This is a genomic window from Amycolatopsis mongoliensis (assembly GCF_030285665.1).
GTDB classification, from domain to species: Bacteria; Actinomycetota; Actinomycetes; order Mycobacteriales; family Pseudonocardiaceae; genus Amycolatopsis; species Amycolatopsis mongoliensis.
This window is the reverse complement of record NZ_CP127295.1, coordinates 7,435,049-7,458,080: the sequence shown is the minus strand read 5'-3', so window position 1 is coordinate 7,458,080 and position 23,032 is coordinate 7,435,049. Positions and strand designations below refer to the sequence as shown.

20 protein-coding genes are annotated in these 23,032 nt (G+C 71.1%); 12 read left to right on the top strand and 8 right to left on the bottom strand.

Translation table 11 applies throughout. The features are described 5' to 3' along the window. Positions 1-10: 10 nt before the first annotated feature. Positions 11-430: a hypothetical protein gene (locus QRX60_RS35935; protein ID WP_285995891.1), complete on the bottom strand. Its 420-nt coding sequence runs from the start codon at positions 428-430 to the stop codon at positions 11-13. Positions 431-649: 219 nt separating this feature from the next. Between QRX60_RS35935 and QRX60_RS35930 the strand changes: the two genes are divergently transcribed. After that, positions 650-1,312: a nitroreductase family protein gene (locus tag QRX60_RS35930; RefSeq protein WP_285995890.1), complete on the top strand. Its 663-nt coding sequence runs from the start codon at positions 650-652 to the stop codon at positions 1,310-1,312. Positions 1,313-1,316: 4 nt separating this feature from the next. On the opposite strand, the gene QRX60_RS35925 is transcribed toward QRX60_RS35930, so the two are convergent. The 3 genes from QRX60_RS35925 to QRX60_RS35915 all read right to left on the bottom strand — a co-directional run bounded on the left by QRX60_RS35925 (position 1,317) and on the right by QRX60_RS35915 (position 6,092). Further along, positions 1,317-3,419: a putative bifunctional diguanylate cyclase/phosphodiesterase gene (locus tag QRX60_RS35925; protein WP_285995889.1), complete on the bottom strand. Its 2,103-nt coding sequence runs from the start codon at positions 3,417-3,419 to the stop codon at positions 1,317-1,319. A gap of 177 nt (positions 3,420-3,596) precedes the next feature. Then, on the bottom strand, positions 3,597-4,682 hold the full coding sequence (locus QRX60_RS35920; RefSeq protein ID WP_408630287.1) for an alpha/beta hydrolase: 1,086 nt from the start codon (positions 4,680-4,682) through the stop codon (positions 3,597-3,599). Positions 4,683-4,760: 78 nt separating this feature from the next. Further along, a complete protein-coding gene (locus QRX60_RS35915; RefSeq protein WP_285995887.1) occupies positions 4,761-6,092 on the bottom strand; it encodes a cytochrome P450 in 1,332 nt (443 codons plus the stop codon). Between the two features lie 123 nt (positions 6,093-6,215). Between QRX60_RS35915 and QRX60_RS35910 the strand changes: the two genes are divergently transcribed. Beyond that, a complete protein-coding gene (locus QRX60_RS35910; RefSeq protein ID WP_285995886.1) occupies positions 6,216-7,031 on the top strand; it encodes an SAM-dependent methyltransferase in 816 nt (271 codons plus the stop codon). A 72-nt stretch (positions 7,032-7,103) separates the two neighbouring features. On the opposite strand, the gene QRX60_RS35905 is transcribed toward QRX60_RS35910, so the two are convergent. Beyond that, positions 7,104-10,082: a glycoside hydrolase family 3 protein gene (locus QRX60_RS35905; RefSeq protein WP_408630160.1), complete on the bottom strand. Its 2,979-nt coding sequence runs from the start codon at positions 10,080-10,082 to the stop codon at positions 7,104-7,106. A gap of 297 nt (positions 10,083-10,379) precedes the next feature. Here QRX60_RS35905 and QRX60_RS35900 point away from each other — a divergent pair, with 297 nt between their 5' ends. From QRX60_RS35900 to QRX60_RS35880, 5 genes are read left to right on the top strand one after another with little or no spacing between them, the layout of a single operon-like run. Continuing rightward, positions 10,380-11,387 carry a LacI family DNA-binding transcriptional regulator gene (locus QRX60_RS35900; protein WP_285995884.1) on the top strand — a complete coding sequence of 336 codons (1,008 nt, stop codon included), beginning with the start codon at positions 10,380-10,382 and terminating at the stop codon, positions 11,385-11,387. 32 nt (positions 11,388-11,419) lie between these two features. Continuing rightward, the gene (locus tag QRX60_RS35895; RefSeq protein WP_285995883.1) at positions 11,420-12,652 is read left to right on the top strand and encodes a sugar ABC transporter substrate-binding protein; all 1,233 of its coding nucleotides are present in this window, start codon (positions 11,420-11,422) and stop codon (positions 12,650-12,652) included. Continuing rightward, positions 12,649-13,587, top strand: a complete 939-nt coding sequence (locus tag QRX60_RS35890) for a carbohydrate ABC transporter permease (protein WP_408630159.1) — start codon at positions 12,649-12,651, stop codon at positions 13,585-13,587. Before QRX60_RS35895 ends, QRX60_RS35890 begins: the two co-directional genes overlap by 4 nt. Beyond that, positions 13,584-14,393, top strand: a complete 810-nt coding sequence (locus QRX60_RS35885; protein ID WP_285995882.1) for a carbohydrate ABC transporter permease — start codon at positions 13,584-13,586, stop codon at positions 14,391-14,393. The genes QRX60_RS35890 and QRX60_RS35885 overlap by 4 nt, the downstream gene beginning before the upstream one ends. Before the next feature lie 9 nt (positions 14,394-14,402). Next, complete coding sequence (locus QRX60_RS35880) at positions 14,403-16,406, top strand: glycoside hydrolase family 31 protein (protein ID WP_285995881.1); 2,004 nt, start codon at positions 14,403-14,405, stop codon at positions 16,404-16,406. A 43-nt stretch (positions 16,407-16,449) separates the two neighbouring features. Here QRX60_RS35880 and QRX60_RS35875 read toward each other — a convergent pair whose 3' ends face one another. After that, the gene (locus QRX60_RS35875) at positions 16,450-17,400 is read right to left on the bottom strand and encodes a pentapeptide repeat-containing protein (RefSeq protein ID WP_285995880.1); all 951 of its coding nucleotides are present in this window, start codon (positions 17,398-17,400) and stop codon (positions 16,450-16,452) included. Positions 17,401-17,454: 54 nt separating this feature from the next. Here QRX60_RS35875 and QRX60_RS35870 point away from each other — a divergent pair, with 54 nt between their 5' ends. After that, positions 17,455-18,060 (top strand): TetR/AcrR family transcriptional regulator, encoded by a 606-nt coding sequence (locus tag QRX60_RS35870; protein ID WP_285995879.1) that lies wholly within the window; start codon positions 17,455-17,457, stop codon positions 18,058-18,060. A 21-nt stretch (positions 18,061-18,081) separates the two neighbouring features. Here QRX60_RS35870 and QRX60_RS35865 read toward each other — a convergent pair whose 3' ends face one another. After that, positions 18,082-18,639: a YceI family protein gene (locus QRX60_RS35865; RefSeq protein ID WP_285995878.1), complete on the bottom strand. Its 558-nt coding sequence runs from the start codon at positions 18,637-18,639 to the stop codon at positions 18,082-18,084. Between the two features lie 105 nt (positions 18,640-18,744). Between QRX60_RS35865 and QRX60_RS35860 the strand changes: the two genes are divergently transcribed. Genes QRX60_RS35860 through QRX60_RS35850 form a run of 3 tightly spaced genes read left to right on the top strand, consistent with a single transcriptional unit; the run spans position 18,745 to position 21,018 of the window. Further along, positions 18,745-19,221 carry a MarR family winged helix-turn-helix transcriptional regulator gene (locus QRX60_RS35860; protein WP_285995877.1) on the top strand — a complete coding sequence of 159 codons (477 nt, stop codon included), beginning with the start codon at positions 18,745-18,747 and terminating at the stop codon, positions 19,219-19,221. Positions 19,222-19,229: 8 nt separating this feature from the next. Further along, positions 19,230-20,213, top strand: coding sequence for a glutathione S-transferase family protein (locus QRX60_RS35855; RefSeq protein ID WP_285995876.1), 984 nt, complete (start codon positions 19,230-19,232; stop codon positions 20,211-20,213). A gap of 22 nt (positions 20,214-20,235) precedes the next feature. After that, complete coding sequence (locus QRX60_RS35850; RefSeq protein ID WP_285995875.1) at positions 20,236-21,018, top strand: SDR family NAD(P)-dependent oxidoreductase; 783 nt, start codon at positions 20,236-20,238, stop codon at positions 21,016-21,018. 51 nt (positions 21,019-21,069) lie between these two features. Here QRX60_RS35850 and QRX60_RS35845 read toward each other — a convergent pair whose 3' ends face one another. Continuing rightward, a complete protein-coding gene (locus QRX60_RS35845; RefSeq protein WP_285995874.1) occupies positions 21,070-22,488 on the bottom strand; it encodes a hypothetical protein in 1,419 nt (472 codons plus the stop codon). Between QRX60_RS35845 and QRX60_RS35840 the strand changes: the two genes are divergently transcribed. Beyond that, positions 22,436-23,014: a hypothetical protein gene (locus tag QRX60_RS35840; RefSeq protein ID WP_285995873.1), complete on the top strand. Its 579-nt coding sequence runs from the start codon at positions 22,436-22,438 to the stop codon at positions 23,012-23,014. The genes QRX60_RS35845 and QRX60_RS35840 overlap by 53 nt on opposite strands. The last annotated feature ends 18 nt before the right edge of the window (positions 23,015-23,032 follow it).

Below are 23,032 nucleotides of genomic sequence, written 5' to 3'. Positions count from 1 at the left end.
AAGGAACGGCTCAGTGCGAGCCGGTGTAGTAGCGGCATGCCTTGCACGCGTACCGCATCTTCGCGACCCGCCAGTGTTTCCGGTACAGATCGAGGTCGGGCGACCGGCGGACGCCGAGGCGCTGGTAGCGCCCCGGACGGCGGCGGCCGGTTTCGTACTGCTCGGTCGCGCGGCCGAGGTGGGCGCGCCGCAGCACGCACCCCCGCGTCCGGCAGCGGCCGAGCGCGCCGCGGCAGAACCGGTGCAGCAGCACCAGTTCCCCGGTGACTTCTTCGACCACGCCGTGGCCGGGGTGGTCGCCCGGCCCGGTGAGCCGGACCGGCAGGCCGCAGTACCCGCACTTGAGGGTGCAGGAGAGGCAGCCGGCGATGTGCCTGAGCCGCAGTTCGCGCCGGTCTTCGGAGCCGGGTCCTCGGACGCGCGACGCCATGGGGCCTCCTCCGGCGACTGTGATCGGCACCACTGACTACTGGAGGGTAATGAGGAGGTCACTTCGTGCGACAGGACCGAACGGCCTAGTTGCTTTGCGCCGTTCAGCGTAAAAAACCAAGCAAGGATCACCTTACTGTCCGTATGCCGGACGTCTCGGTGTCGAAAATCGTACGTTCGGCCCTGCTGGCGTTGTGGTGTCCCCCGCCACAATCCGGTCATGACGTATCGCCCCGTCCCGTACCGGCCGGCCCGTCTGCCCGCCACCGAAGCCGTCGCCGAGGCCGCCGCCCTGCGGCACCGGATGGAAGCGCGGCGCTCGGTCCGGATGTTCTCCCCCGACCCGGTTCCCGAACGCGCGGTGCTCGACGCGATCGCGGTGGCGTCGACGGCCCCCAGCGGCGCGCACCAGCAGCCGTGGACGTTCGTCCTCGTCACCGATCCCGCCGTGCGCCGGAGGATCCGTGCGGCCGCCGAGGCGGAGGAGCGGGTCTCCTACGACGGCCGGCTCGGTGCCGAGTGGCTCGATGCGTTGCGCCCCTTGGGCACGGACGCGGTGAAGCCGCACCTGACCGACGCGCCGTACCTGATCGTCGTCTTCCAGCAACGGTTCGCGCTCGACGACGACGGCGGCGTCCGCAAGCACTACTACGTCGACGAGTCGGTGGGCATCGCGGTCGGCATGCTGCTGACGACCTTGCAGGTGGCCGGATTGGCGGCGTTGACGCACACGCCGTCGCCGATGCGGTTCCTGGGCGAGCTGCTCGGCCGGCCGCGCAACGAACGGGCGTTCGCGGTGATCCCGGTCGGCTACCCGGCCGACGACTGCGTGGTGCCGGACCTGCGGCGCAAGTCCCTCGACGAGGTGCTGGTGCGGATCTGACGGCTCAGCAGGCGGGCAGGCCGCCCGGCACCTCGGCGAACAGCGGCCCCGACAGCCGGTCCACGCCCCGCTCGCGCCACCACTCACTCTGCTCGACGCGCTCGATCCCGGCCACGCCGACCTCCGCGCCGGCCAGGTGGGCCGCTTCGACCAGCGCCGTCAGCGAGCGGTCCACCAGCGGGTGGTCACGACGCGCCGCGAGGCCGGGCGCCAGGCGGACCGCGCGCACCGGGTACTCCGTGAGGCAGGTGACGTCGCCGAAGTCGTGGATCTCCGCGCCCACGCCGATTTCCGCGAGCACCTTCAGGTTGTCGGCCGCGTCGCCGGAGTCCGCGAGCAGGGTCGCCGACGGGAAGCCCGGCCGCACGCGCTCCGGCGCCAGGCCGGTGGACTCCAGCACGCCGCGGATCTCCCCGACCAGCTCCGGGTCGGCGGCCTGGTGCGCGGTCAGCTCGACGGTCAGCGGCAGGTCGACGCCGGCCGCCGCGACCCGCTCGACCGCCGTGCGCAGCAGCCACGTGCCCAGCGGCAGCGCCAGCCCCGTCTCCCCCGCCAGCCGCACGCACGTCTCGTGCGCCAGCACGCCTTCGGCCGGGTGGTTCCAGCGCAGCCTCGCCTCGACGCCCTGGACCGAGCCATCCGCCGCGGCCACCAGCGGCCGGAAGCGGACCTCGATCTCGCCGTTCTCCCAGGCGCCCGCCATCGCCGCGGCGAGACCGAAGTCGTGGCGGTCGCGGCGGTCCAGCTCGCGGTCGAACAGGCCCCACTGGTTCCCGGCCCGCTGGACGCGGCGCAGCGTCAGGTCCGACGCGCGCAGCAGCTCGGCCGGCGTGATGTCGCGTGGCGGGCGGTGGACGACGCCGATGCTGGCCGACACCGCGACGCCGCGGTTCCCGTCCACGTAGTCCGGCTCCGCCAGCTCGTGGGTGATCCGGCGGACGAGCGCCACGACGCCCGGCGTGTCCGCGGTGTTCTGCACCAGCACGCCGAACTCGTCGCCGCCGAGGCGCGCGATGAGCGCCTTCTCCCCCTCGAACACCGTCTTCAGCTTCGCGGCGACCCCGCGCAGCACGCGGTCGCCGAGGTTCTGGCCGAGCCCGCCGGTGATCTGCGAGAAGCCGTCGAGGTCGAGGTGGAAGAGCGTGACCCCGCGTGCCGCGTCGGCGTCGCGCAGCAGGTTCTCCAGGCGGGTGCTGAAGAACTGCCGGTTCGGCAGCGCGGTGAGCACGTCGTGCAGGGCCTGGTGGGACAGGCGCCGCTGCAGGAGCGACACCTCGGTGTCGTCGTCGATGATCGTGATCAGCTGCCGGGGCGTGCCGACCGCGTCGCGGATCACCGACGCGGCGAAGGTGGCCCACATCGGCTCGCCGTCCTTGCCGATCAGCCGGCGTCCGACGCGCAGCCGGTGCAGCCGTCCGGCCACCAGCTCCCCGTAGGCCTCGCGCAGCTGCTCGACCTCGTCCGGGTGAACCAGGTCGAAGAGGGTCATCGCGGCGATCTCGGCCGGCGTGCGGTTGAGCGTCTTGGCGAGCGCGGCGTTGGCGCGCAGCACCCGGCCGTCCAGCTCGGTGAGCGCGACGCCGCTGGCCGAGCCGGCGAACACCTCCTCGAACTGCGCGCGCGTGATGATCTGCTTCTGGCGGGTCTCCTGTTCGACCTTCAGCAGGGCCCGGCTCAGGCCTTCCTGGCGCTTCTGGATGTCTTCGCGCAACGTCTCGCCGTAGCCCGCGCTGAGCGCGCCGAGCACCAGCACGACCCGTTCGGCCAACCCGTCGACCCGGCGCAGCTCCGGCTCGCGCAGCAGGGCCTTGCCGAGCACCTCCAGGCTGCGGCGCAGGCTGTCCGCGCCGACGCAGCGCAGCTCGACGAGCCGCGCACCCGCGGCCGCGGCTTCCTCCAGCTCCGGCGGGTCGCTCGCGACCGCTTCGAACAGCCGCCCGACGAGCACCGCCAGCTCGCGCTCGACCTCCTCGGGGGTGTGCGGCAGGTACGCGGTGGTGCTGATCAGGTAGCCCCACTTGCGCGCGAGCGTGCCGAGCCGTCTCGCCGCGCGTTCGGCGGACGGCTTCTTCCGCGGGACGTCACCGCGGGGATGGGGAGCAGTCACCTCAGCCTGTCCTGGGTCCAGTGAAGCTCGCTCGGCGGCCGCCCGGCGCAAGGTAACTGCCGGCAGGCCGCCTGCAGCTCCGTCGCGCCGGCTGATCAGAACGAGCTTCGGTCACACACCGGTTCGGGTAGCCGACATATCTTGGCGCGAAATTGCGTCCGGTGCACGAAACAGCATTCATCCAATCGAGTGATAACCCTGCGGAGCGACCGCCAGGCGATCCCGCAGCCACGACCGGGTCGCGTCGCGGTAGTCCGCCGCGTTTTCGTGCAACGCAACGGAATGACCGGCACCCGGCAGGACGTACATCGACAGGTTCGACGGGTCGGCGTAATACGGCGCCTCCTGCGCGCGCAGCACGCCGGCGTCCGAACAGTCACGCAGCGCGAGCAGGCCGCAGAAAAGTACGTCCTTTTCCCCCACCACCTGGAAAACCGGTACGGTAATTCCCTTCGTCGCCGGCAACACGATCCCGAACAGCGCGACCGTGCCCATCCCGGGCACCGAAACCTGGTCCTTGGTCGCTTCGTCGGCGGCGATCACGCCCGCGTCGGAATCGCCCGCGGCGTAGAACAACCCGGCGCGCGCGCCCGGTTTCGTCGTGAAGTACAACGGGTCGCTGCCCAGGCTGCCGAGCTGGCCGTCGAGCAGCGCGGGCTGCAGGCCGAGCGCCGCGCCGAGCGCCAGCACCGGCAGCGCGGGCAGGTGGGTGATGCCGGTGAGGACGACGCCGTCGACGTCGTGGTAGGTCGACGCCTCCACGGCCACGACCCCGGACCCGACCGAGTGCCCGACGATGACCACCTTCGCGAACCGCACGCCGCCGACGTGCCCGGCACGCAGGTGGCCGACCACCTCGTGCGTCGATTCGGCGGCCGCCCAGACCGACAGCGGCAGGCTCAACGGGCGGCTGCTGCGCCCGGCGCCGAGCTGGTCGGCGGCGAAGGTCGCGTAGCCGTGCGCGGCCATGTCGCGCTGGTAGGAGTAGCGCTCGGGCTGGTACGGCAGGTCCCAGTACGCGCTGTTGTACGTGCCGCCGTGCACGAGCAGCTGGACGGTGTCCGGGGCGTCGCCGGCCGGCAGGCACAGCCGGCCGTGCATCGTGGCGGGCGCGCCCGGGACCAGCGGGGGCAGGCCCGGGCCGCTGACCGGCAGATCCGTGTCGGTGCAGGAGATCGCGGCGGCCTCGGCGGGCATCGCGGCGGTCGTCGAAGCGAGCAGGACACCGCAGGCGAACAGGGCCGACGTCACCTTGACGGGCAGCTTCACGCCGCACTCCCTCTGGACTCGGACAGGTGAAGGAACTCCGGAACACTACACCCGGTAGCCGAACGGGTACCGTCAGGTCCCGCGCGGCACCACGGTCATCGGCAGCCGGTTCGGCTGCATGGTGGCCTTGAGCTGCGCGTGGACCTTCTTGCCCGGCACCGGAACCAGTCGCCACCGCGCCCCGATCGTGGCGGCGACGATGCCGATCTCCGTCGGCGCGAACACGTGTCCCGGGCACAGCCGCGCGCCGGCGCCGAACGGGATGTACGCGCCCTTCGGCAGTTCCGCGGTGTGCCCGGGCGTCCAGCGGTCCGGGTCGAAGCGCTCCGGGTCGGGGAACCAGCGCGGATCCCGGTGCAGGGTGTGCTGGCTGACCGCGACCTCGCTGCCCGCCCGGATGGTGACGCCGCCGAGTTCGACGTCCTCGCGGGCGCGGCGCATGAGGATCAGCGGCGGGGTGCGGCGGACGATCTCGTTGACGATCTGGTGCGTGTACACCAGGTCCGGCAGGTCCTCGAACCGCGCGGGCCGCCCGCCGAGGACCTCGTCGACCTCCGCGTGGAACCGCCGCTCGACCTCCGGGTGCTGCCCGAGCTCGTGGAAGAACCAGGCCAGCGCGACGGCGGTGGTCTCGGCGCCGGTGGTGAGGATCGTGATGACCTCGTCGTGCACCTGCCGGTCGGTCATGCCCTCGCCGGTGTCCTCGTCGCGGGCCATGAGCAGCATCGACAGCAGGTCGCCGTGGTCGGCGCCCTGCTCCCGGGCGGCGACGACGGTCTCGCCGATGACGTCGCGCAGGCGCGCGGCCGCGGCGTCGAACTTCCGGTTCGGCGGAATCGGCAGCTTCTCCACGAATTTCGGAGAGAACGCCCGGATCAGCACGTATTTCAGCATGATCGGGATCGAGCGCTGGATTTCCGCCAGCGCCTCGTCACCGAGCGCGGTGGAGAAGAGCGTCTGCCCCGCGATGGTCAGCACGAGATCCTGCATCCGCCGGTCGAGCTGGACGATTTCGCCCGGCTGCCAGGAGCTCGCCAGCTCGCCGGCCAGCTTCGTCATGGTGGTCTCCGCGTAGCCCGCGATCCGGGTGCGGCCGAAGGCGGGCATCACCAGGCGGCGCTGGCGGCGGTTGAGCTCGCCGTTCGAGGTGGCCAGGCCGTCGCCGAAGAGCGGGCGCATCTTGTCGAAGACCAGGCCCTTGTCGAACTTGTCGGCGTCGGTGGCCAGCACCTGCCAGGACAGTTCCGGGGTCGTGACCACGTGCACCGGTAGCGGCCCGAGGCGGAGTTCGACGACATCTCCGTGCGACGGCAGGGAAGTGAAGAGCTTCAGCGGGTCGCGCAGCAGCGGCACCGTGTGCCCGAGCACGGGCCACCGGCCGGGAACGGGACGCACGTCGGTCATGTCTCGTCTCCTCGCGACCGGGCCACCCTAGCGGGGCGGCGGCCGGGCCGAGTCCGGGTCCACACGAACGGAGGAGGGCGCTAGACTCCCGCCTTTCAGAGGTGCGCGAGGGTGGGAGGTCCCGTGACCGGGGAACTGAGCTGGGTACCGCCGGAGATCGACACCACGGTGCCGAACCCGGCGCGGGTGTACGACTTCTGGCTCGACGGCGACCACAACTTCGCCGCCGACCGCGCGCTCGGGGAGCAGATCCTCAAGATCATGCCGGGCGTCCGCGACGCGGCCCGCCTCAACCGCGCGTTCCTGCGCCGGGCGGCCAGGTTCATGGTCGACTCCGGCGTCCGGCAGTTCCTGGACATCGGCTCCGGCATCCCGACCGTGGGGAACCTGCACGAGATCGTCCAGCAGGCCGACCCGTCGTGCCGCGTGGTGTACGTCGACCGCGAACCGGTGGCCGTGGCCCACAGCGAACTGCTCTTGCAGGACAACGAGAACTGCCTGGTGCTGCAGGCCGACCTGCGTGACGTCAACGACATCTTCGACGGTGCCGGCAAGCTGCTGGACCTCGACGAGCCGATCGGCGTGTTCATGCTGCTGCTGCTGCACTTCGTGCCCGACTCGTGGGACCCGGCGGGTGTCCTGGCCCGCTACCGCGACCGGCTGGCCCCGGGCAGCTTCCTGGCCGCCACGCACGTCGCCGCCGACTCCGAGTCGGAGCGCCTCGACGAGGCGGTCGAGGTGTACAAGAGCAACCAGGACCAGCAGAACCAGCCCGTCCCTCGCACGCACGACCAGGTGCTCGCCTTCTTCGACGGCTTCGAGATGGTCGAGCCCGGCGTGGTCGGCTGCGCGATGTGGAAGCCCGAGGGTGCCGGCGACATGTCCGACGACCCGTCGATCAACGCGCTGCCGTACGCCGGGGTCGGCCGGAAGCCCTGAGCCCGCCGGGTCGTGAGTGAGAAACAGTGTTCTAACCCTGTTTCTCACTCACGACAAGCCGCGGCAGACCGCTCACCGCAGGGAGAACGTCGCCAGGTTCACCGGCCCGTCGAACGTCAGGTAGACGTCGTGGCGGCCGGTCGCCTTCGCCAGTGCCGCCGTCACCGTCGTGTACGCGTACCGGTCCCCCGTGGCCGGCACCGAGGCCGTGCCCAGGATCCGGCCGGTCGGCGAGTCCAGGTGGACCGTGACGTGCGCCGGCCCCGCCGCGGACACCGAAGCGGTGAACAGTGCCGGGCCGCTCAGCGCGGCGTCGCGGTAGGCCAGCCAGTTCCCGGAGGAAGCCGCGACCGAGGTCCCCGACGTCTTCGACGTGTCCGTCAGCGTCGTCCCGGAGTAGTCGTCGAAGTTCTGCGCCGGCGTGGGTCGGCTGAGGTCGCGGGGCGGGATCCGCTCCCCCGGCACGAACACCGGCCGCGCCGCGGAGAGGTCGGCGGCGTTGCGGCCCACCGAGAAGTCGTGAACCCCCTGCTCCACCACGGACCGTCCCAGCGAAGCGTTCCAGGACGCCAGGTCCGCGACCGGCACCGAGAACCGCACCGCGCGCGTCTGGTGCGGTGCCAGCGTCACGCGGGAGAAATCACGCAGCCGCTGCACGCCGGACTCCTTCGAATAGAGCTGGACGACGTCGGTCCCGGACCGGTCCCCGGTGTTCGTCACGTCGACGCTCACCTGCACCGCCGAGCCGGAGAGGGAAGCCCGCACGGCCCCGTACCGGAAGCTCGTGTAGCTGAGCCCGTATCCGAAGGGGTACAACGGCTTCCCGCGGTAGTACTGGTACGTCATCCCGGTCTTCGCGATGTCGTAGTCCAGGATGCTCGGCAGTCCCGCGTCGGAGGCGTACCAGGTCTGCGTGAGCCGCCCGCTCGGGTCGTGGTCGCCGAAGAGGACGTCGGCGACCGCGTGCCCGGTCTCCTGCCCCGCGTGGCTCGTCCACACGATCCCCGGCACGGACAGCGTGTCCCAGCCGGTCGTCGGGTAGCTGTTCTCCACCACGACCACGGTGTGCGGGTTCGCCTTCCGCACGGCTTCGATCAACGCCCGCTGCGCCGGCGCCAGTTCCGTGCTCGTCCGGTCGTTCGCCTCACGGCCGTTGATGAACGGCATGCTGCCGACCACGACCACCGCCGTGTCCGCGCCCCGCGCCGCGGCGACCGCCGAGGAGACCCCGCTCGTGACGACCTCGCGGCCGAACTTGGTCGCGTGCGCGGCGTCGGGCGCGGAGATCGTGAGGACCCCGTCGGCGCCGACGACGGCGAAGCGGTTCGGGCCGAACCACGGCTCGGTGACCTCGTTGCCCGCGTACTCGAGCACGTAGCTGCCGTCGGGCTGCGGGTCGAGCTTGAGCTGCTGCTGCACGAACCACCCGGACGGCTGGTCGGCGTCGTTCACGAGCGCGCCGCCGGAGTAGCCGAGGTACTTGCCGTTCGCCGCCGCGCGCAGGGTGTTCTTGCCCGCGCCCCAGTCGAAGACGTCGAAGGACTCCGCGGCGCCCGCGACCGTCCCGCCCGCGGTCACCTTGCCGGGGGTGGCGGGCGCCGTCAGGTACCGGCCGGTGGCGAGGTCCTTCAGCGCGATCCGGTCGACGCCCTCGGACGAAGCGACCGTGCCCGAGGTGCCCAAGCGTTCCGTGATGCCCTGCACCGGCGTGACGCGGTACGGCATCGAGCCGCTGTACCAGTCTTCGTAGAGGGTGTCCGACAGCGGGCCGACGACGGCCACCTTCTTGTTCTTCGCCGCGTCCAGCGGCAGGGCGTTGCCGTCGTTGCGCAGCAGGACGGCCTGCTCGTCGGCGACCTTGCGCGCGAGGGCGCGGTGCTCGGGCGAATCGATCACGGCCGGGGTGATCTTCGCGTACGGGTTGCGGCCCGGCGGGTCGAACTCGCCGAACCGGAAGCGCAGCGACAGCAGGTGCCGGTCGGCCTTCTCGACGTCGGCCATCGTCAGCAATCCGCGCGTCAGCGCTTCCTTGACGGCCTCGACGGTGATCGAGCCGTTCGTGTCGTTGTCGGTGAAGCTGTCGAGCCCGGCCTTGATCGCCGCCGCGTCCGCTTCCGCCTTGGTGGCGTAGTACTTCTCCGAGTTGACGAGGTTGGACGGGGCGCCGGCGTCGCTGACGACGGCGATGTCCTGGGGCGCCCACCGCCGCAGCAGGCCGCCGAGGTCGGGGCTCACGGTGTTCGGCCGCCCGTTGACCAGGTTGTACGACGGCATGACGCCGTTGGCTGCGCCCGCCTGCAGCGGGATCTTGAACGCCTGCTCGTCGTAGTCGTGCAGGATCTTCGGCGGCACCGAGGAGTTGCTGGTGTCGCGGCTGACCTCGTTGTTGTAGGCGAGGTAGTGCTTCAACGTCGGGGCGGCCTGCAGGTAGCGCGGGTCGTCACCCTGGATGCCGCGGCCGTACGCCGTCGCGAGCTGCCCGGTGAGGTACGGGTCTTCGGAATAGCCCTCCTCGTTGCGGCCCCACCGCGGATCGCGCAGCAGGTTGACCACCGGCGCCCACAGGTTGAGGCCCCACAGCGTCGGGTTGCGGACGTTGAAGCCGCGCGCCTCCTGCCCGACGGCCGTGCCGACCTGCCGGACCAGCGCCGGGTCCCAGGTGCTCGCCAGACCGATGGCCTGCGGGAACACGGTGCCGTCGGCCTTCACCACGGCACCGTTGTGGTCGTAGTCGGTCGACCACGCGACGCCGTGCAGTGCTTCGGTGCCGGTCTTGAACACGCCGATGCCCAGGCGCGGGATGGCCGGCTCGTACTGGTGCAGCAGCGAGATCTTCTCGTCGGCCGTCAGCCGGGAGAGCAGGTCGTCGATCCGCGTCGCGAGCGGCAGCGCCGGGTCGCGGAACGGCATCGGGGGCGCCGCGAGCGCCGGCGCCGGCGCCAGCAGCAGGGTGGCGGCCACGACCGGGACGAGAGCACGGCGGAGCGGGAACTGGCGCACGGACGGCCTCCCGGAATCGTCGAAACGTTTCGACAGTGCGGCGCGGAACATTCGCGTCGAAGGTGAGGATGGTGACGACTATTACAGTCGCGTGAGCACGAGGTCAAGACTTCCTGGGAGCGCACCCAGGAAGTCCGGCCGACTCCGGAAACTGCGTCCTGAGCTGCGGGAAGATCTCCTATCAGGTGCGTTCGACGGTTTCGACGCGAGCGGCGATCGTCGAATGCGAATCGAATATGCGCCGGCGGCAAATCCTGCTTGTGTTTCGGGCGGGTGTCACTTACCTTCGTGCCATCGTCGATGCGCTTCGACAGCCTTCCGCCCCACCCCGTCCCCAGGAGGCCGCCCGTGGTCACGATCAACGACGTCGCTACGGCGGCGGGCGTGGCACCCAGCACGGTGTCGTACGTGATCAGCGGCAAGCGCTCGATCTCGCCGAAGACCCGGCGGCTGGTCGAGGAGAGTATCCGCAAACTCGGCTACCACCCGCACGCCGGGGCCCGGGCGCTGGCCAGCAGCAAGACCAACGTGCTGGCCCTGGTCGTGCCGCTGCGCACGGACCTCAACGTCGCCGTGGTGATGGAGTTCGTCGCCTCGGCGGTCACCGCGGCCCGCGCGCACGACCACGACCTGCTCCTGCTCACCAAGGACGAAGGCCCCGCCGCGCTGCAGCGGGTGGCGTCGTCGGCGATCGCCGACGCGCTGATGGTGATGGACGTCGAAGCCGCCGACCCGCGGGTGCCGATGCTCATCGCGCTCGACCTGCCGGTGGTGCTCATCGGCGTGCCCGACCACCCGGCCGGGCTGAGCTGCGTCGACCTGGACTTCACCGCGGCCGGCTCGGCGTGCGTCGCGCACCTGGCCGACCTCGGTCACCGCTCGATCGCGCTGATCGGGCCCTCCCCCGCCGTCTACCGGCGCGGCACGAGCTACGCGACGCGGTTCCTGCGCGGGTTCGACGACGCCGCGAAGAGCCGCGACGTGCGCGCGTCCTCCCGGGCGTGCGCCCACTCCTACGAAGCGGTGAGCGCCTGCCTGGACGACCTGCTCACCGCCGACCCGGACCTGACCGGCCTGGTCGTGCACAACGAGGCCGTGCTGCCCGGGCTGCTCTCCGACCTGCGCCACCGCGGCTTGCGGGTGCCCGAGGACATCTCCGTCGTCGCGGTCTGCCCGGACAGCATGGCCGAACACCACCCGGTCGCGCTGACCACGGTCGCCATCCCGGCCGAGGAGGTCGGGGCCCAGGCCGTCGAGATGACCATGCGCCGGCTCGCCGGCCACACCACTCCGGAGGTCCGGCTGCTCGGACCTCGCCTGACCCGGCGCGACAGCACCGCCGCGCCGCGCGCCTGACCGGTTCTGCTCCGCCGTCGAAGGAGAGTCACATGTCCGTAGCCCGTCGTGCCCTCGTCCTGGCCGCGAGCGCCGCGCTGCTGGCCGCGTGCAGCCCCAGCCCCGCGCCGCCGGCCTCGAACGGCGCCGGCGCCCCGGCCGCCACGTCGATCACCGAGCTCGACTACTACGCCGACGAGCAGGGTTCCGCGGCGTGGCAGAAGATCCTCGACACCTGCGCCACGCAGACCGGGATCAAGATCCAGCGCCAGACCGTGCCGACCGCCCAGATGCTGCCGAAGGTCCTGCAGGGCGCGAGCTCGAAGACGCTGCCGGACCTGCTCTTCACCGACAACCCGACACTGCAGCAGGTCGCCGCGACCGGCGCGCTGACCCCGCTGGACGGCTACGGCATCACCACCGACGGCTACTACCCGAGCATCGTCAAGGCCGGGACCTACCAGGGCAAGGTGTACGGCGTCGCCCCCGGCGTCAACGGCCTCGCGCTGATCTACAACAAGGACCTCCTCACCGCGGCCGGGGTCGAACCGCCGAAGACCTGGGACGAGCTCAAGGCGGCCGCGGCGAAGCTCACCAAGGACGGCAAGTACGGCCTCGCCTTCTCCGCGATCCCGTCCGAGGAGGGCACCTGGCAGTTCCTCCCGTTCTTCTGGAGCAACGGCGCGGAGCTGTCGCAATTGGACTCCGCGCAGTCCGTGAAAGCGCTTCAATTCGTCACCGACCTGGTGAACTCCGGCTCGGCGTCGAAGTCCGTGGTGACGTGGAACCAGAACGACGTCGCCGACCAGTTCGTGGGCGGCAACGCGGCGATGATGGTCAACGGGTCGTGGAACCTGGCCCGGCTCGACGAGCAGAAGTCCCTGCACTACGGCGTCGTCCCGATCCCGGTGCCGCAGACGGGCGCGAAGCCCGTGGTCGCGCTCGGCGGCGAGGTCGGCACCGTGCCCGTCACCAGCGGCCCCACCCAGCAGGCCGCCGGCAAGGTGCTCTCCTGCATCCTCTCCGAGCCCACCATGCTCGAGTGGAGCAAGGCGCACGCCTACATCCCGTCGAAGACGGCCACCGCGGCCAAGTTCGGCACCGAGCAGCCGGCGATGCAGGCGTTCGTCGACGAGGTCGGCTCCGCCCGCTCCCGCACCGCCGAGCTCGGCGAGAAGTACCCGAAGGTCTCGCAGGCCCTGGCCGACGCGCTGCAGGCGGCGTTGACCGGGAAGCAGCCGGCCGACCAGGCGTTGAAGGCGGCACAACAGGCGAGCGGGTCGTGACGCTGGTCGTCCCGGCCGTCTCGGCACCCCGCCGCGCCGGCCGGAAACCGCGGCGGGACAACCGGTTCGCCGCCTGGCTGTTCCTGCTGCCGGCCCTCGCCTACATCGGGGTGTTCTTCGGCTACCCGCTCGCCGCGAACCTCGTGATGAGCACGCAGAACTACACGGTGAAGTCGTTCTACACCGGCGAAGCGCCCTTCGTCGGCTTCGCCAACTATGCCGCCGTGTTCGACAACCCGCTGTTCGGCACGGCGGCGCTCGACACCGCTCTGTTCACCGCCGGGTCGCTCGTCTTCCAGTTCGGCCTCGGCCTGGCGCTCGCGGTGTTCTTCACCGGCCGCTTCTTCGGCAGCTCGGTGCTGCGCTCACTGCTCCTGCTGCCGTGGCTGCTGCCGCTGGTGGTGAGCGGGGCGGTCTGGCGGTGGATGTTCGACCAGGACCACGGCGTGCTCAACGCGGCTCTCCGCTTCGTGGGCCTCGACGCGGTCCCGTGGCTCAGCAGCACGAACTGGGCACTGCCCGCGGTGATCCTCACGAACATCTGGATCGGCATCCCGTTCAACCTGGTGATCCTGCACGGCGGGCTGCGCGCGATCCCGGCGTCGCTGTACGAGGCCGCGTCGCTGGACGGAGCCGGCGCGTGGCAGCGGTTCCGGCACATCACGTGGCCGCTGCTGCGGCCGGTCACCGGGATCGTGCTCATGCTCGGGCTGGTCTACACGATCAAGGTGTTCGACGTGATCATGGTCGTCACCGGCGGCGGCCCGGCCAACGCGACGCAGACGCTCACCACGTGGTCCTACCGGCTGTCCTTCCAGGACTTCGCGTTCGGGCAGGGCGCCGCGGTCGGCAACGTCCTCATCCTGGTGGCGACGGTGTTCGGCCTGCTGTACCTGCGTTCGGCGAAGGCGACCCTGGCCGAGGCGGCGGCGTGAAGGCCGGGACCCGCACGGTCGCCGGCGTCCTGACCGTCGCGGTGCTGCTGTTCCCGCTGTACTGGATGGTCAACGCCTCCCTGCAGCCCAGCGGCGCGCTGCTGCGCCCGGACCCGGCGTTCTTCCCCGTGGACGGCACCCTGGACGGGTATCGCAAGGCGCTGTCCTCCCAAGGGCCGCACCTGCTTTCCAGCGTCGTCGTCGCGCTCGGCACCGTGCTCGTGTCGCTGGCGATCGCCGCACCCGCGTCGTACGCGCTGGCCCAGCTGAAGGTCCGCGGCGGGCCGGCACTGGTGTTCGTGCTGCTCATCGTGCAGATGATCCCCGGCATCGTGATGGCGAACGCGCTCTACACGGTGTTCAGCAACCTCGGCCTGATCGACAACTACCTCGGCCTGGTGCTCGCGGACTCGACCGCGACCATCCCGTTCGCCGTGCTCCTGCTGCGGGCGTTCATGGTCTCCGTGCCGAAGGAGCTCACCGAAGCGTCCCGGGTGGACGGTGCCGGGTACTGGCGGACGTTCTTCTCGATCATCCTGCCGGTCAGCCGCAACGCCCTGGTCACCGCCGGGCTGTTCTCGTTCCTGTTCGCCTGGGCGGACTTCCTGTTCGCCGTCACCCTCACCACCGGCCAGACGTTCGAGCCCATCACGGTGGGCATCTACCGGTTCGTCGGCAACCAGTCCGCCGACTGGAACGGGATCATGGCCACCGCCGTCCTCGCCGCGGTCCCCGCGGCCGTCCTGCTCGTCGTCGCCCAGCGGTACGTCGTCGCCGGGCTGACCAGCGGCGCCGTCAAAGACTAAGGAGACCGCGTGATCACGTCCGAAGACGGCCGCTCGCTCGAAGTCACCGTGCGGCACGAGGTCCTGCGCGTCGAGCCGTGGGGCGACGGCAGCCTGCGCGTGCGCGCCGGCCGGCACCGCATCCTCGACGACGTGCCCGGGGCGCTGCTGCCCGCGAAGCCGTCGTCCGCCACCGCGGAGACGGACGGGCGGTGCGGCAAGCTCGTCAACGGCGCGCTCACCGCGATCGTCGAGATCGCCGACACCGACACCGGGATCGACGCGCAGCTGCGGTTCGTCCGGACCGGCACCGGCGAAGAGCTGCTTTCCGAGCAGCGCGCGCACTTCTGGTGGCCCGGAGCACGGCTGTTCATGCCGTCGCGCAACGGGTACGGCCGCCTCGAGCAGCGGTTCACCGCCTACGAGGGCGAGCGGATCTACGGTCTCGGCCAGCACACGCACGGGCGGCTCGACCAGAAGGGCCTCGTGCTGGACCTGGTGCAGCGCAACGCCGAGGTGTCGGTGCCGTTCCTGCTGTCCAGCCGCGGTTACGGGTTCCTCTGGAACAACCCCGCGGTCGGGCGGGTGGAGCTGGCCGCCAACGGCACCCGCTGGGTCGCCGACGACGCCCGCCAGCTCGACTACTGGATCACCACCGGCGACGGCCCGCGGGAGATCCTCGGCCACTACGCCGACGCGACCGGCTACGCACCGATGCTGCCGGAGTGGGCGGCCGGGTTCTGGCAGTCGAAACTGCGCTACCGCACCCAAGAGGAGCTTCTCTCCGTGGCTCGCGAGTACCACTCGCGCGGGCTGCCGCTGTCGGTGATCGTGGCGGACTTCTTCCACTGGACCCACCTCGGCGACTGGAAGTTCGACCCCGCCGAGTGGCCGGACCCGGCCGGGCTGGTGCGGGAGCTCGACGAGCTGGGCGTCAAGCTGATGGTCTCGGTGTGGCCGTCGGTGAGCCCGTTGTCCTCGAACTACCGGGAACTGCACGAGAAGGGGCTCCTGGTCGCGGCCGAGAACGGCGTCCCGGCACACGCGCCGTGGAAGGACAAGGGGTTCGGCACCGAGATGCCGGTGGCGTTCTACGACGCGACGAACCCGGCGGCGCGGCGGTTCGTCTGGAGCAAGGTCAAGGAGAACTACTACGACCTCGGTGTGCGCGCGTGGTGGCTGGACGGCGACGAGCCGGAGATCCAGCCCGGCCACCCGCACAACCTCGGCTTCCACGCCGGCCCGGGCTCGGAGGTGTTCAACCTCTACCCGCAGGCGAACGCGCAGACGTTCCACGACGGCATCCGCGGCGAAGGCGACGACGAGGTCGTGCTGCTCAGCCGCTCGGCGTGGGCGGGCAGCCAGCGGTTCGGCGCCGCGCTCTGGTCGGGCGACGTCCCGGCGACGTGGGCGTCGCTGCGGGTGCAGGTCAGGGCGGGGCTGAACGTGGCGCTGGCCGGGATCCCCTGGTGGACCACGGACATCGGCGGCTTCCACGGTGGTGACCCGGACTCGCCGGAGTACCGCGAGCTGATGGTGCGGTGGTTCCAGTACGGGGTGTTCTGCCCGCTGTTCCGCCTGCACGGCTTCCGCGACCCGCGGCCGCCGTTCGGTCCGGAGATGACCGGCGGGCCCAACGAAGCCTGGTCCTACGGCGCTCCGGCGTACGAAGCGATTTCGGAGTCCCTGCGGCTGCGCGAGCGGCTGCGGCCGTACTTGACGGCCCAGATGCGGGTGGCGCACGAGCAGGGCATCCCCCCGATGCGGCCGCTGTTCGTCGACTTCCCCGGGGACGCCGCTTCGTGGGAGGTCGACGACGAGTTCCTGCTGGGGCCGGACGTGCTGGTCGCGCCGGTGCTCGAGCCGGGAGCCACGTCCCGGCGGGTGTACCTGCCCGCGGGTGCGGCGTGGACGGACGCGGTCACCGGCGCGCGCCACGAGGGCGGGATCACGGTCGAGGCGGCGGCCCCGGCCGAGCGGATCCCGGTCTTCCTGCGCGACGACGCCGAGGTCCCGATCCGGTCGACGCAGTGAATGACTCGTTCCTGGCGTCCGATGCCAGGAATGAGTCATTCATTCACCGCGTCCGGGACTCCCGAAGCTCCGCCCAGACACCCGGCTTGAGCGGCCGCGGCGGCCCCAGGCCCCAGCCTGATGGCCAGGTCCGGACCACGTGGGCGTCCGTGCGGGCGCGCGCCCGGGGGAAGCGGAACCGCTCGGCCGAGGTCCCGGCGAAGTCGGCGGGCCCGCTGAACCGGGCTCCCTCGAAGAACGCGTCGGCGAAGCGAGCGTCGCGAAACGTCGTCCGGCCGGCGAAGCCCACGCCCGCGAACGAGACGGCCGTGAACCCCGCGGCCGTGAAGTCCGCGAGAGCCGAGAACCGGGCCTCGTCGAACCACATCGTGTCGCGCGCGTCCACCTCCGCGAACGCCGCGTTCCCGGTGAAGGTCACGTGCTCGAAGTCCGCGCCCGTCCCGAACCGCGCTCCCCCGAACCGGGCGTGCCGCGCGAACCACGCCTCCTCGAAGCAGGCCAGGCCGGTGACCACCACACCTTCGAAGCGGGCGTCGCCGAGGAAGCGCACGCCACGGAACACGAGGTCGCGCACCTCACATCCCCGCAGGTCCACGTCGTGGAGCGCGAGCGACTCCAGGCACAGGGCCATTCCGGGCCAGAAGCGCGGCGAGGTCCGCCGCAGGTGCGGGAGCAGGAGCCTCCAGAGGTCCGCCTGCCAGGCCCGCCGGTCGGGCCACCGGCAGCGGAGCTGGGCGACGATCTCGTCGACGCAGGCCTGGCGCCGGGCGGGGTCACTGCCGGCCAGCTCGGCGAGGTGGGCCAGCGCGGCCAGCCGGGCGGTGCGCTCGTCGGCCAGCAGCCGCGCGGTGACGTCGGGGGCCATCGGTTCCGGCGGTGCCGAGGGGGTGAGCACCTGCACGGGCCGGTCCCGGCGCAGGATCAGCCACGCCGTGACCGCACCGGACACGGCGCCGATCAACGCCAGGACCGGCACGGGTGTGAGCGTGGACATGCCGGGATTGTCCCGTCCCGCCCCGGTTCGGCGACACTGGTTTAAAGTGGACCTGTGAGTCCAAAGCTGACCGCCAAGGGCGCCGCGACGCGACAGCGGATCATCGAAGGCGCCGCGGCGGAGATCCGTGCGCGCGGAGTCGCCGTCACGACGCTCGACGATGTCCGGGCGCGGACCCGCACCAGCAAGAGCCAGCTCTTCCACTACTTCCCGGACGGCAAGGAAGAGCTCCTGCTGGCGGTCGCGCGCTTCGAAGCGGACCAGGTCCTGGAAGTCCAGCAGCCGCAGCTGGGCCGGCTGACGTCGTGGGCGGCGTGGCAGCGGTGGCGCGACACGGTCGTCTCGCACTACGACAGCCGGGGGCAGCACTGCCCGCTCAACGTGCTGATCTCCCAGCTGGGCCGCGCGACGCCGGGGGCGCAGGCCGTCGTGAGCGAGCTGCTGCGGCGCTGGCAGGACGAGATCGAGGCGGGCATCCGCCACCTGCAGGAGGCCGGTGAGGTGAGCGCCGACCTGGACGCGGAACGCACGAGCGCCGCCCTGCTGGCGGGCATCCAGGGCGGCGTGGTGGTGATGCTGTCGACCGGCCGCATCGACCACCTCGAAGCGGCGCTCGACGTCGGGATCGCGAACCTGCGGGCGAGCGGGAACCGGCACTGAGACCGGCTCCCGCTCCCGAAGTCAGGCGTTCTTGATCGCGGAGATCTCGAACTCGAGGGTGACCTTGTCGCTCACCAGCACGCCGCCGGTCTCCAGCGCCGCGTTCCAGGTGATGCCGTAGTCCTTGCGGCTGATCGTCGTGGAGCCCTCGAAGCCGATCCGGTCGTTGCCGAACGGGTCCTTGGCGGAGCCCTCGAACTCGAACGGGATGGTCACCGAGCGGGTGACGTCCTTGATCGTCAGGTCACCGGTCACCTCGAAGCTGGTGTCGCCGACCTGCTTGATCTCGGTGGTGGTGAAGGTGATCGTGGGGTATTCGTCCATCGACAGGAAGTCGTTGCTCTTCAGGTGCCCGTCGCGGTCCGCGTTGCGGGTGTCGATGCTGTGCGCCTGGATGGTCACCTGGGCGGACGACTTCTCCGGCGCGTCGCCGTCGATCGTCGCGGTGCCGGTGAAGTCGTTGAAGCTGCCGCGCACCTTGGTCACCATCGCGTGCCGGGCGACGAACCCGATCCGCGAGTGGGCGGCGTCCAGGGTGTACTCGCCGGTCAGCTGGGGGTAGGTGGTCGCGCTGGTCATCTTTTCTTCTCTCCTCGTGGTGGCGCCCCCCAGTGATTGAGGGCTCAACAACACTGTACTCATTTTGGCTGGTTGCGCAAGCAAGCTTTCGCTAGACTCGCCGGTATGGGTGAACCGTACGCGCTCGACCTCGACGAGGCTCCGTTCTGGCGGTCGCTGATGCGCATCACGACCGCGCTGCCGCGGGCGCTCGAAGACCAGTTCCTGCCCGAAACCGGCCTCGCGATCACCGACTACGGCGTGCTGGTCGCCCTGTCCGAAGCGCCCGACCAGGTGCTCCGCATCTCGGCACTGGCCGCGACCACCGGCCTTTCGCTGAGCCGGATCAGCCGGGTCGTCAACGACCTCACCCGCCGCGGCCTGGTCGAGAAGCGCAAGTGCGCCGAAGACGGCCGCGCGTCCAACGCCGTGCTGACCGACGCGGGACTGACCAGACTGGAGGCGGCCTACCCGAGCCACCTCGCCCGCGTGCGGGCGTCGGTGTTCGACCACCTGAGCACCGACGACGTCCGCACGGCCGGACCGGTGCTGGCCCGGCTGGCCGCGGCGCTCGACGCCACTCCCCCGACCGACGACTGCTGAGGACGCCGATGAGCGACAAGGGCGAGTACCAGCGGGACCTGAACTACATCCCGGACCGCATCACCGCCGACGGCCGCGACGGCTGGCCGGTCGAACCCGGGCGCTACCGGCTGATCGTCGCCCGCGCCTGCCCGTGGGCCAACCGCGCGGTGATCGTGCGGCGCCTGCTGGGCCTCGAGCCGGTGCTGTCCATGGGCATCGCCGGGCCGGTGCACGACGAGCGGAGCTGGAGCTTCGACCTCGACCCGGACGGCCGGGACCCGGTGCTCGGCATCGAGCGGCTGCAGGAGGCGTTCTTCAAGCGCGACCCGGAGTACCCCCGCGGCATCACCGTGCCGGCGTTCGTCGACGTCCCGAGCGGCCAGGTCGTCACGAACGACTTCGCGCAGATGACGCTCGACATGTCCACCGAGTGGACCGCGTACCACCGCGAGGGCGCGCCGGAGCTGTACCCGGAGAAGCTGCGCGACGAGATCGACGACGTCGCGCAGAAGGTGTTCACCGACGTCAACAACGCGGTCTACCAGTGCGGCTTCGCCCGTTCCCAGGAGGCGTACGAGCACTCCTACACCAAGCTGTTCTCGCGGCTGGACTGGCTTTCGGAGCGGCTCGCGGGGCAGCGCTACCTGGTCGGCGACACGATCACCGAAGCCGACGTCCGGTTGTTCACCACGCTCGTCCGGTTCGACGCGGTCTACCACGGCCACTTCAAGTGCAACCGGCAGAAGCTCACCGAGCTGCCGGTGCTGTGGGCCTACACGCGCGACCTGTTCCAGACGCCCGGGTTCGGCGACACGATCGACTTCCCGCAGATCAAGGAGCACTACTACGTGGTGCACAAGAACGTGAACCCGACCGGGATCGTGCCGCTCGGACCGGACCTGTCGGGCTGGCCGACGCCGCACCACCGCGAGGAGCTGGGCGGGCGCCCGTTCGGCGACGGCACCCCGCCGGGCCCGCCGCCGGAGTCCGAGAGGGTGCCCGCGCTCTGAGTTCTTGGCTACGGTGATCGCCATGGAACGCCTGCGCGATCGCCGCATCCTGGTCACCGGTGCCGGCTCCGGCATCGGCCGGGCCACCACGCTCCGCCTGATGGAGGAGGGGGCGCAGGTCATCGGCACCGACGTCGCCGAAGAGGGCTTGATCGAGACTCAGAAGGCCACGAGCCTCGGCGGCCTGACGACCTACGTCATGGACGTCGCCGACGAAGAGTCGGTGGCCTTCGGGGTGAGGTCGGCGGTCAACGCGCTCGGCGGACTCGACGTGGTGGTCAACGCGGCGGGGATCCTGCTGGCGTCGCACACGCACGAGACGCCACTGGAGCTGTGGAACCGGGTGCTGGCGGTGAACCTGACCGGCACGTTCCTGGTGACGCGGGCGGCCCTGCCGGCGCTGCTCGAGTCCGAGCACGGCGTGGTGGTGAACTTCAGCTCGACGTCGGCTTCGTTCGCCCACCCGTACATGGCGGCGTACTGCGCGAGCAAGGGCGGCATCCAGGCGTTCACGCACTCGCTGGCCCTGGAGTACAGCAAGCAGGGCCTGCGCGCGGTGAGCATCGCGCCGGGCAGCGTGAAGAGCGGCATCACGGACTCGGCGGCGAGCTGGCTGCCCCAGGACATCGACTTCACCCTGTTCGGCCGCCTGCTGCCGATCCTCCCGACGGACCACACGACAGAGGTCGGCAACCCGGTGGCGGGCCCGGAGACGGTGGCGGGCGTGGTGGCGATGCTGGCCTCGGACGACGGCAAGTTCATCACGGGCACGGAAATCCGCATCGACGGCGGCACCCACACCTAGCGGTCCGCCGGCGGCGCGCCTCTTTCGGCACGCCGCCGGGTGGACCCGGTGTCACTGCCGCCATCGCCGCCGGTACGCGCCGAGCACGAGCGCCGCGCCGGCGGTCGTCGTGACGAAGGCGCCCAAGGCGAGCCACGTGATCTCGGTGCCCGTCGAGGCCAGGCCGGACGAGGACGTGGTCCCCGGTTCGGCCCCCGCCGGCGACGCGCCGGGTGCGGGCTGCTCGCCGGGTGGCGTCGTGGCGTCCGGATCGGGCTGGTCCGGACCGGGAATGACGTAGTAGCGGTGGCGGAAGGGGTCCTGGGTGTCGAACCCGTTCTCCCCGTCACGCGCCCCGAACTCGGGTTCGGAGTAGGTCAGCTGCCACGGTCCCACGATCCCGAGGTCGTAGAGGTCGGCCGGCAGGTCGAAGAAGGTGAACCGGCCGTCGGTGCCCGTCACCGCGCGGGCGACGACCGCTCCGGTGACCTGGTTGCGCAGGTAGACCTTCACACCGGGCAACGGGTCGCTCCTGGGCGGGCCCAGTACCTCCTTGCCCTTGAAGAGCCCCAGGTAGCCCACGGCCCGCGGCGCGACCCCACCGGGGACCCTCGCCGTCGCGGTGACGGGCGTCCCCCCGTTGAGGTAGGGCGGCGAACCGACGGCGCAGTGGACGCGGAGGTAGCCGTCGACGGCCGCCTCGTCCGTGATCCGGACCGTCATGTCCACGACGCGGGTCGTCCCGGCGGGCAAAGTCACACCCGGGCCGCCTTCGGCCAGCTCGCCGGTGGCGACCTGGCCCGAAGCGGTGGCGTAGCACTCCGCGGTCAGGCCGGTGAGCACCGCCGTGCCGTTGTTCGTCATGGTCACGCTCAGGTGCGCGACGTCGCCCTTCCGGTACGACTGCTGGGTGAACGCCAAGGTGGTGGACAGCCACGTGTCGACCAGAGGAGTGCCGCGGATCAGCTCGTCGGGGTCGTGGACACCGTCCACTTCGACACTCGGTCCGACCAGGTACCAGTCGGTGTTGACGCCGAAGATGGTGGAGTAGCTGCCGGCAGGCAGGTCCGCGAAGACGAAGTGTCCCCCGGCATCGGTGGTGGTGATGAAGGTGACGTCCGGGATCCCGCCCGTGGCGTACAGCGGCATTCCGGCCAGCGCCTCCCCGGGATCCATCGCACCGTTCCCGTTGCGGTCGCCGTAGACGGTTCCCCGATAGCTCCCGGTGACGTGCGTGACCGGGACGGAAACGGTGACCGTGTTGTCGGCCGGCTCGGCATCCTGCTGGGCATCGAGCAGGACGGCGGTGACGGTGATGGTCAGGGGGCCGGACGTGGTGGTGACGTACCCGGTGGCGGTGCCTTCCACGGTCTGTCCCGGCTCGACCGGCACACCGAGGGAGAAAGCCGGTGTCCACCAGTCGGTCGAGAAGTTCCCGGTGGAGATCAGGCTGGCCTGGTTCGCGGTCGTGTTCCCCGCGTTGGTGATCATGGCGTGCGCCGTGATCTGCTCGGTGGCGAAGTACGACGACTGGTCGAACCACACCGACAGCCGCAGGTCCGGCAGATCGGGCGCGGCGGGCTGCGGAGCCGCCGTCGGCGGTGTGGTCGGTGCGGTCCCGGAGCCGGGCGGTGCGGTGGTTTCCGGTTCGCTCGCCGATGGCCGGGACACCGTCGTGGGCTCGGACGACGGTGGCGCGGCCGTCGGGGTGACCGGCGCCGGCTCGGCGGTGGTTTCGGTGGTTTCGGAAGCCGCGGGCGGTGTGTCGTCCGCGAACGCGGGGCCCGCCGAAGCGGCGAGACAGAACGCTATCGCCGACAACACCGCTGCGGCGGATCTGGATGATCGTGACATCACGCGACGCCTCGATTCGCCTGGGTTCGTGCTCGGCGCACGGCGGGCCCGGCAACGTGAACCGTGGCTGCGTACCGGAAGCGGTCCCCCTCCGGTCCCGTCCGTGGCGGGAGCCTGTCCCGCCAGCCAACCCTCCGGCCGCGGTTCGCCGAAGCAGGAGTAAGTCACCGGTGGCGGGGAC

Excerpts from the sequence above, each read along its gene's own strand:
- QRX60_RS35860 (WP_285995877.1), top strand. The coding sequence starts at position 18,745 with ATGGGTGAACCGTACGCGCTCGACCTCGACGAGGCTCCGTTCTGGCGG.
- QRX60_RS35915 (WP_285995887.1), bottom strand. The coding sequence starts at position 6,092 with ATGACCGACGTGCGTCCCGTTCCCGGCCGGTGGCCCGTGCTCGGGCAC.
- QRX60_RS35935 (WP_285995891.1), bottom strand. The coding sequence starts at position 430 with ATGGCGTCGCGCGTCCGAGGACCCGGCTCCGAAGACCGGCGCGAACTG.
- QRX60_RS35930 (WP_285995890.1), top strand. The coding sequence starts at position 650 with ATGACGTATCGCCCCGTCCCGTACCGGCCGGCCCGTCTGCCCGCCACC.
- QRX60_RS35855 (WP_285995876.1), top strand. The coding sequence starts at position 19,230 with ATGAGCGACAAGGGCGAGTACCAGCGGGACCTGAACTACATCCCGGAC.
- QRX60_RS35905 (WP_408630160.1), bottom strand. The coding sequence starts at position 10,082 with ATGTTCCGCGCCGCACTGTCGAAACGTTTCGACGATTCCGGGAGGCCG.
- QRX60_RS35850 (WP_285995875.1), top strand. The coding sequence starts at position 20,236 with ATGGAACGCCTGCGCGATCGCCGCATCCTGGTCACCGGTGCCGGCTCC.
- QRX60_RS35845 (WP_285995874.1), bottom strand. The coding sequence starts at position 22,488 with ATGATCACCAACGCGGGGAACACGACCGCGAACCAGGCCAGCCTGATC.
- QRX60_RS35865 (WP_285995878.1), bottom strand. The coding sequence starts at position 18,639 with ATGACCAGCGCGACCACCTACCCCCAGCTGACCGGCGAGTACACCCTG.
- QRX60_RS35895 (WP_285995883.1), top strand. The coding sequence starts at position 11,420 with ATGTCCGTAGCCCGTCGTGCCCTCGTCCTGGCCGCGAGCGCCGCGCTG.
- QRX60_RS35875 (WP_285995880.1), bottom strand. The coding sequence starts at position 17,400 with ATGTCCACGCTCACACCCGTGCCGGTCCTGGCGTTGATCGGCGCCGTG.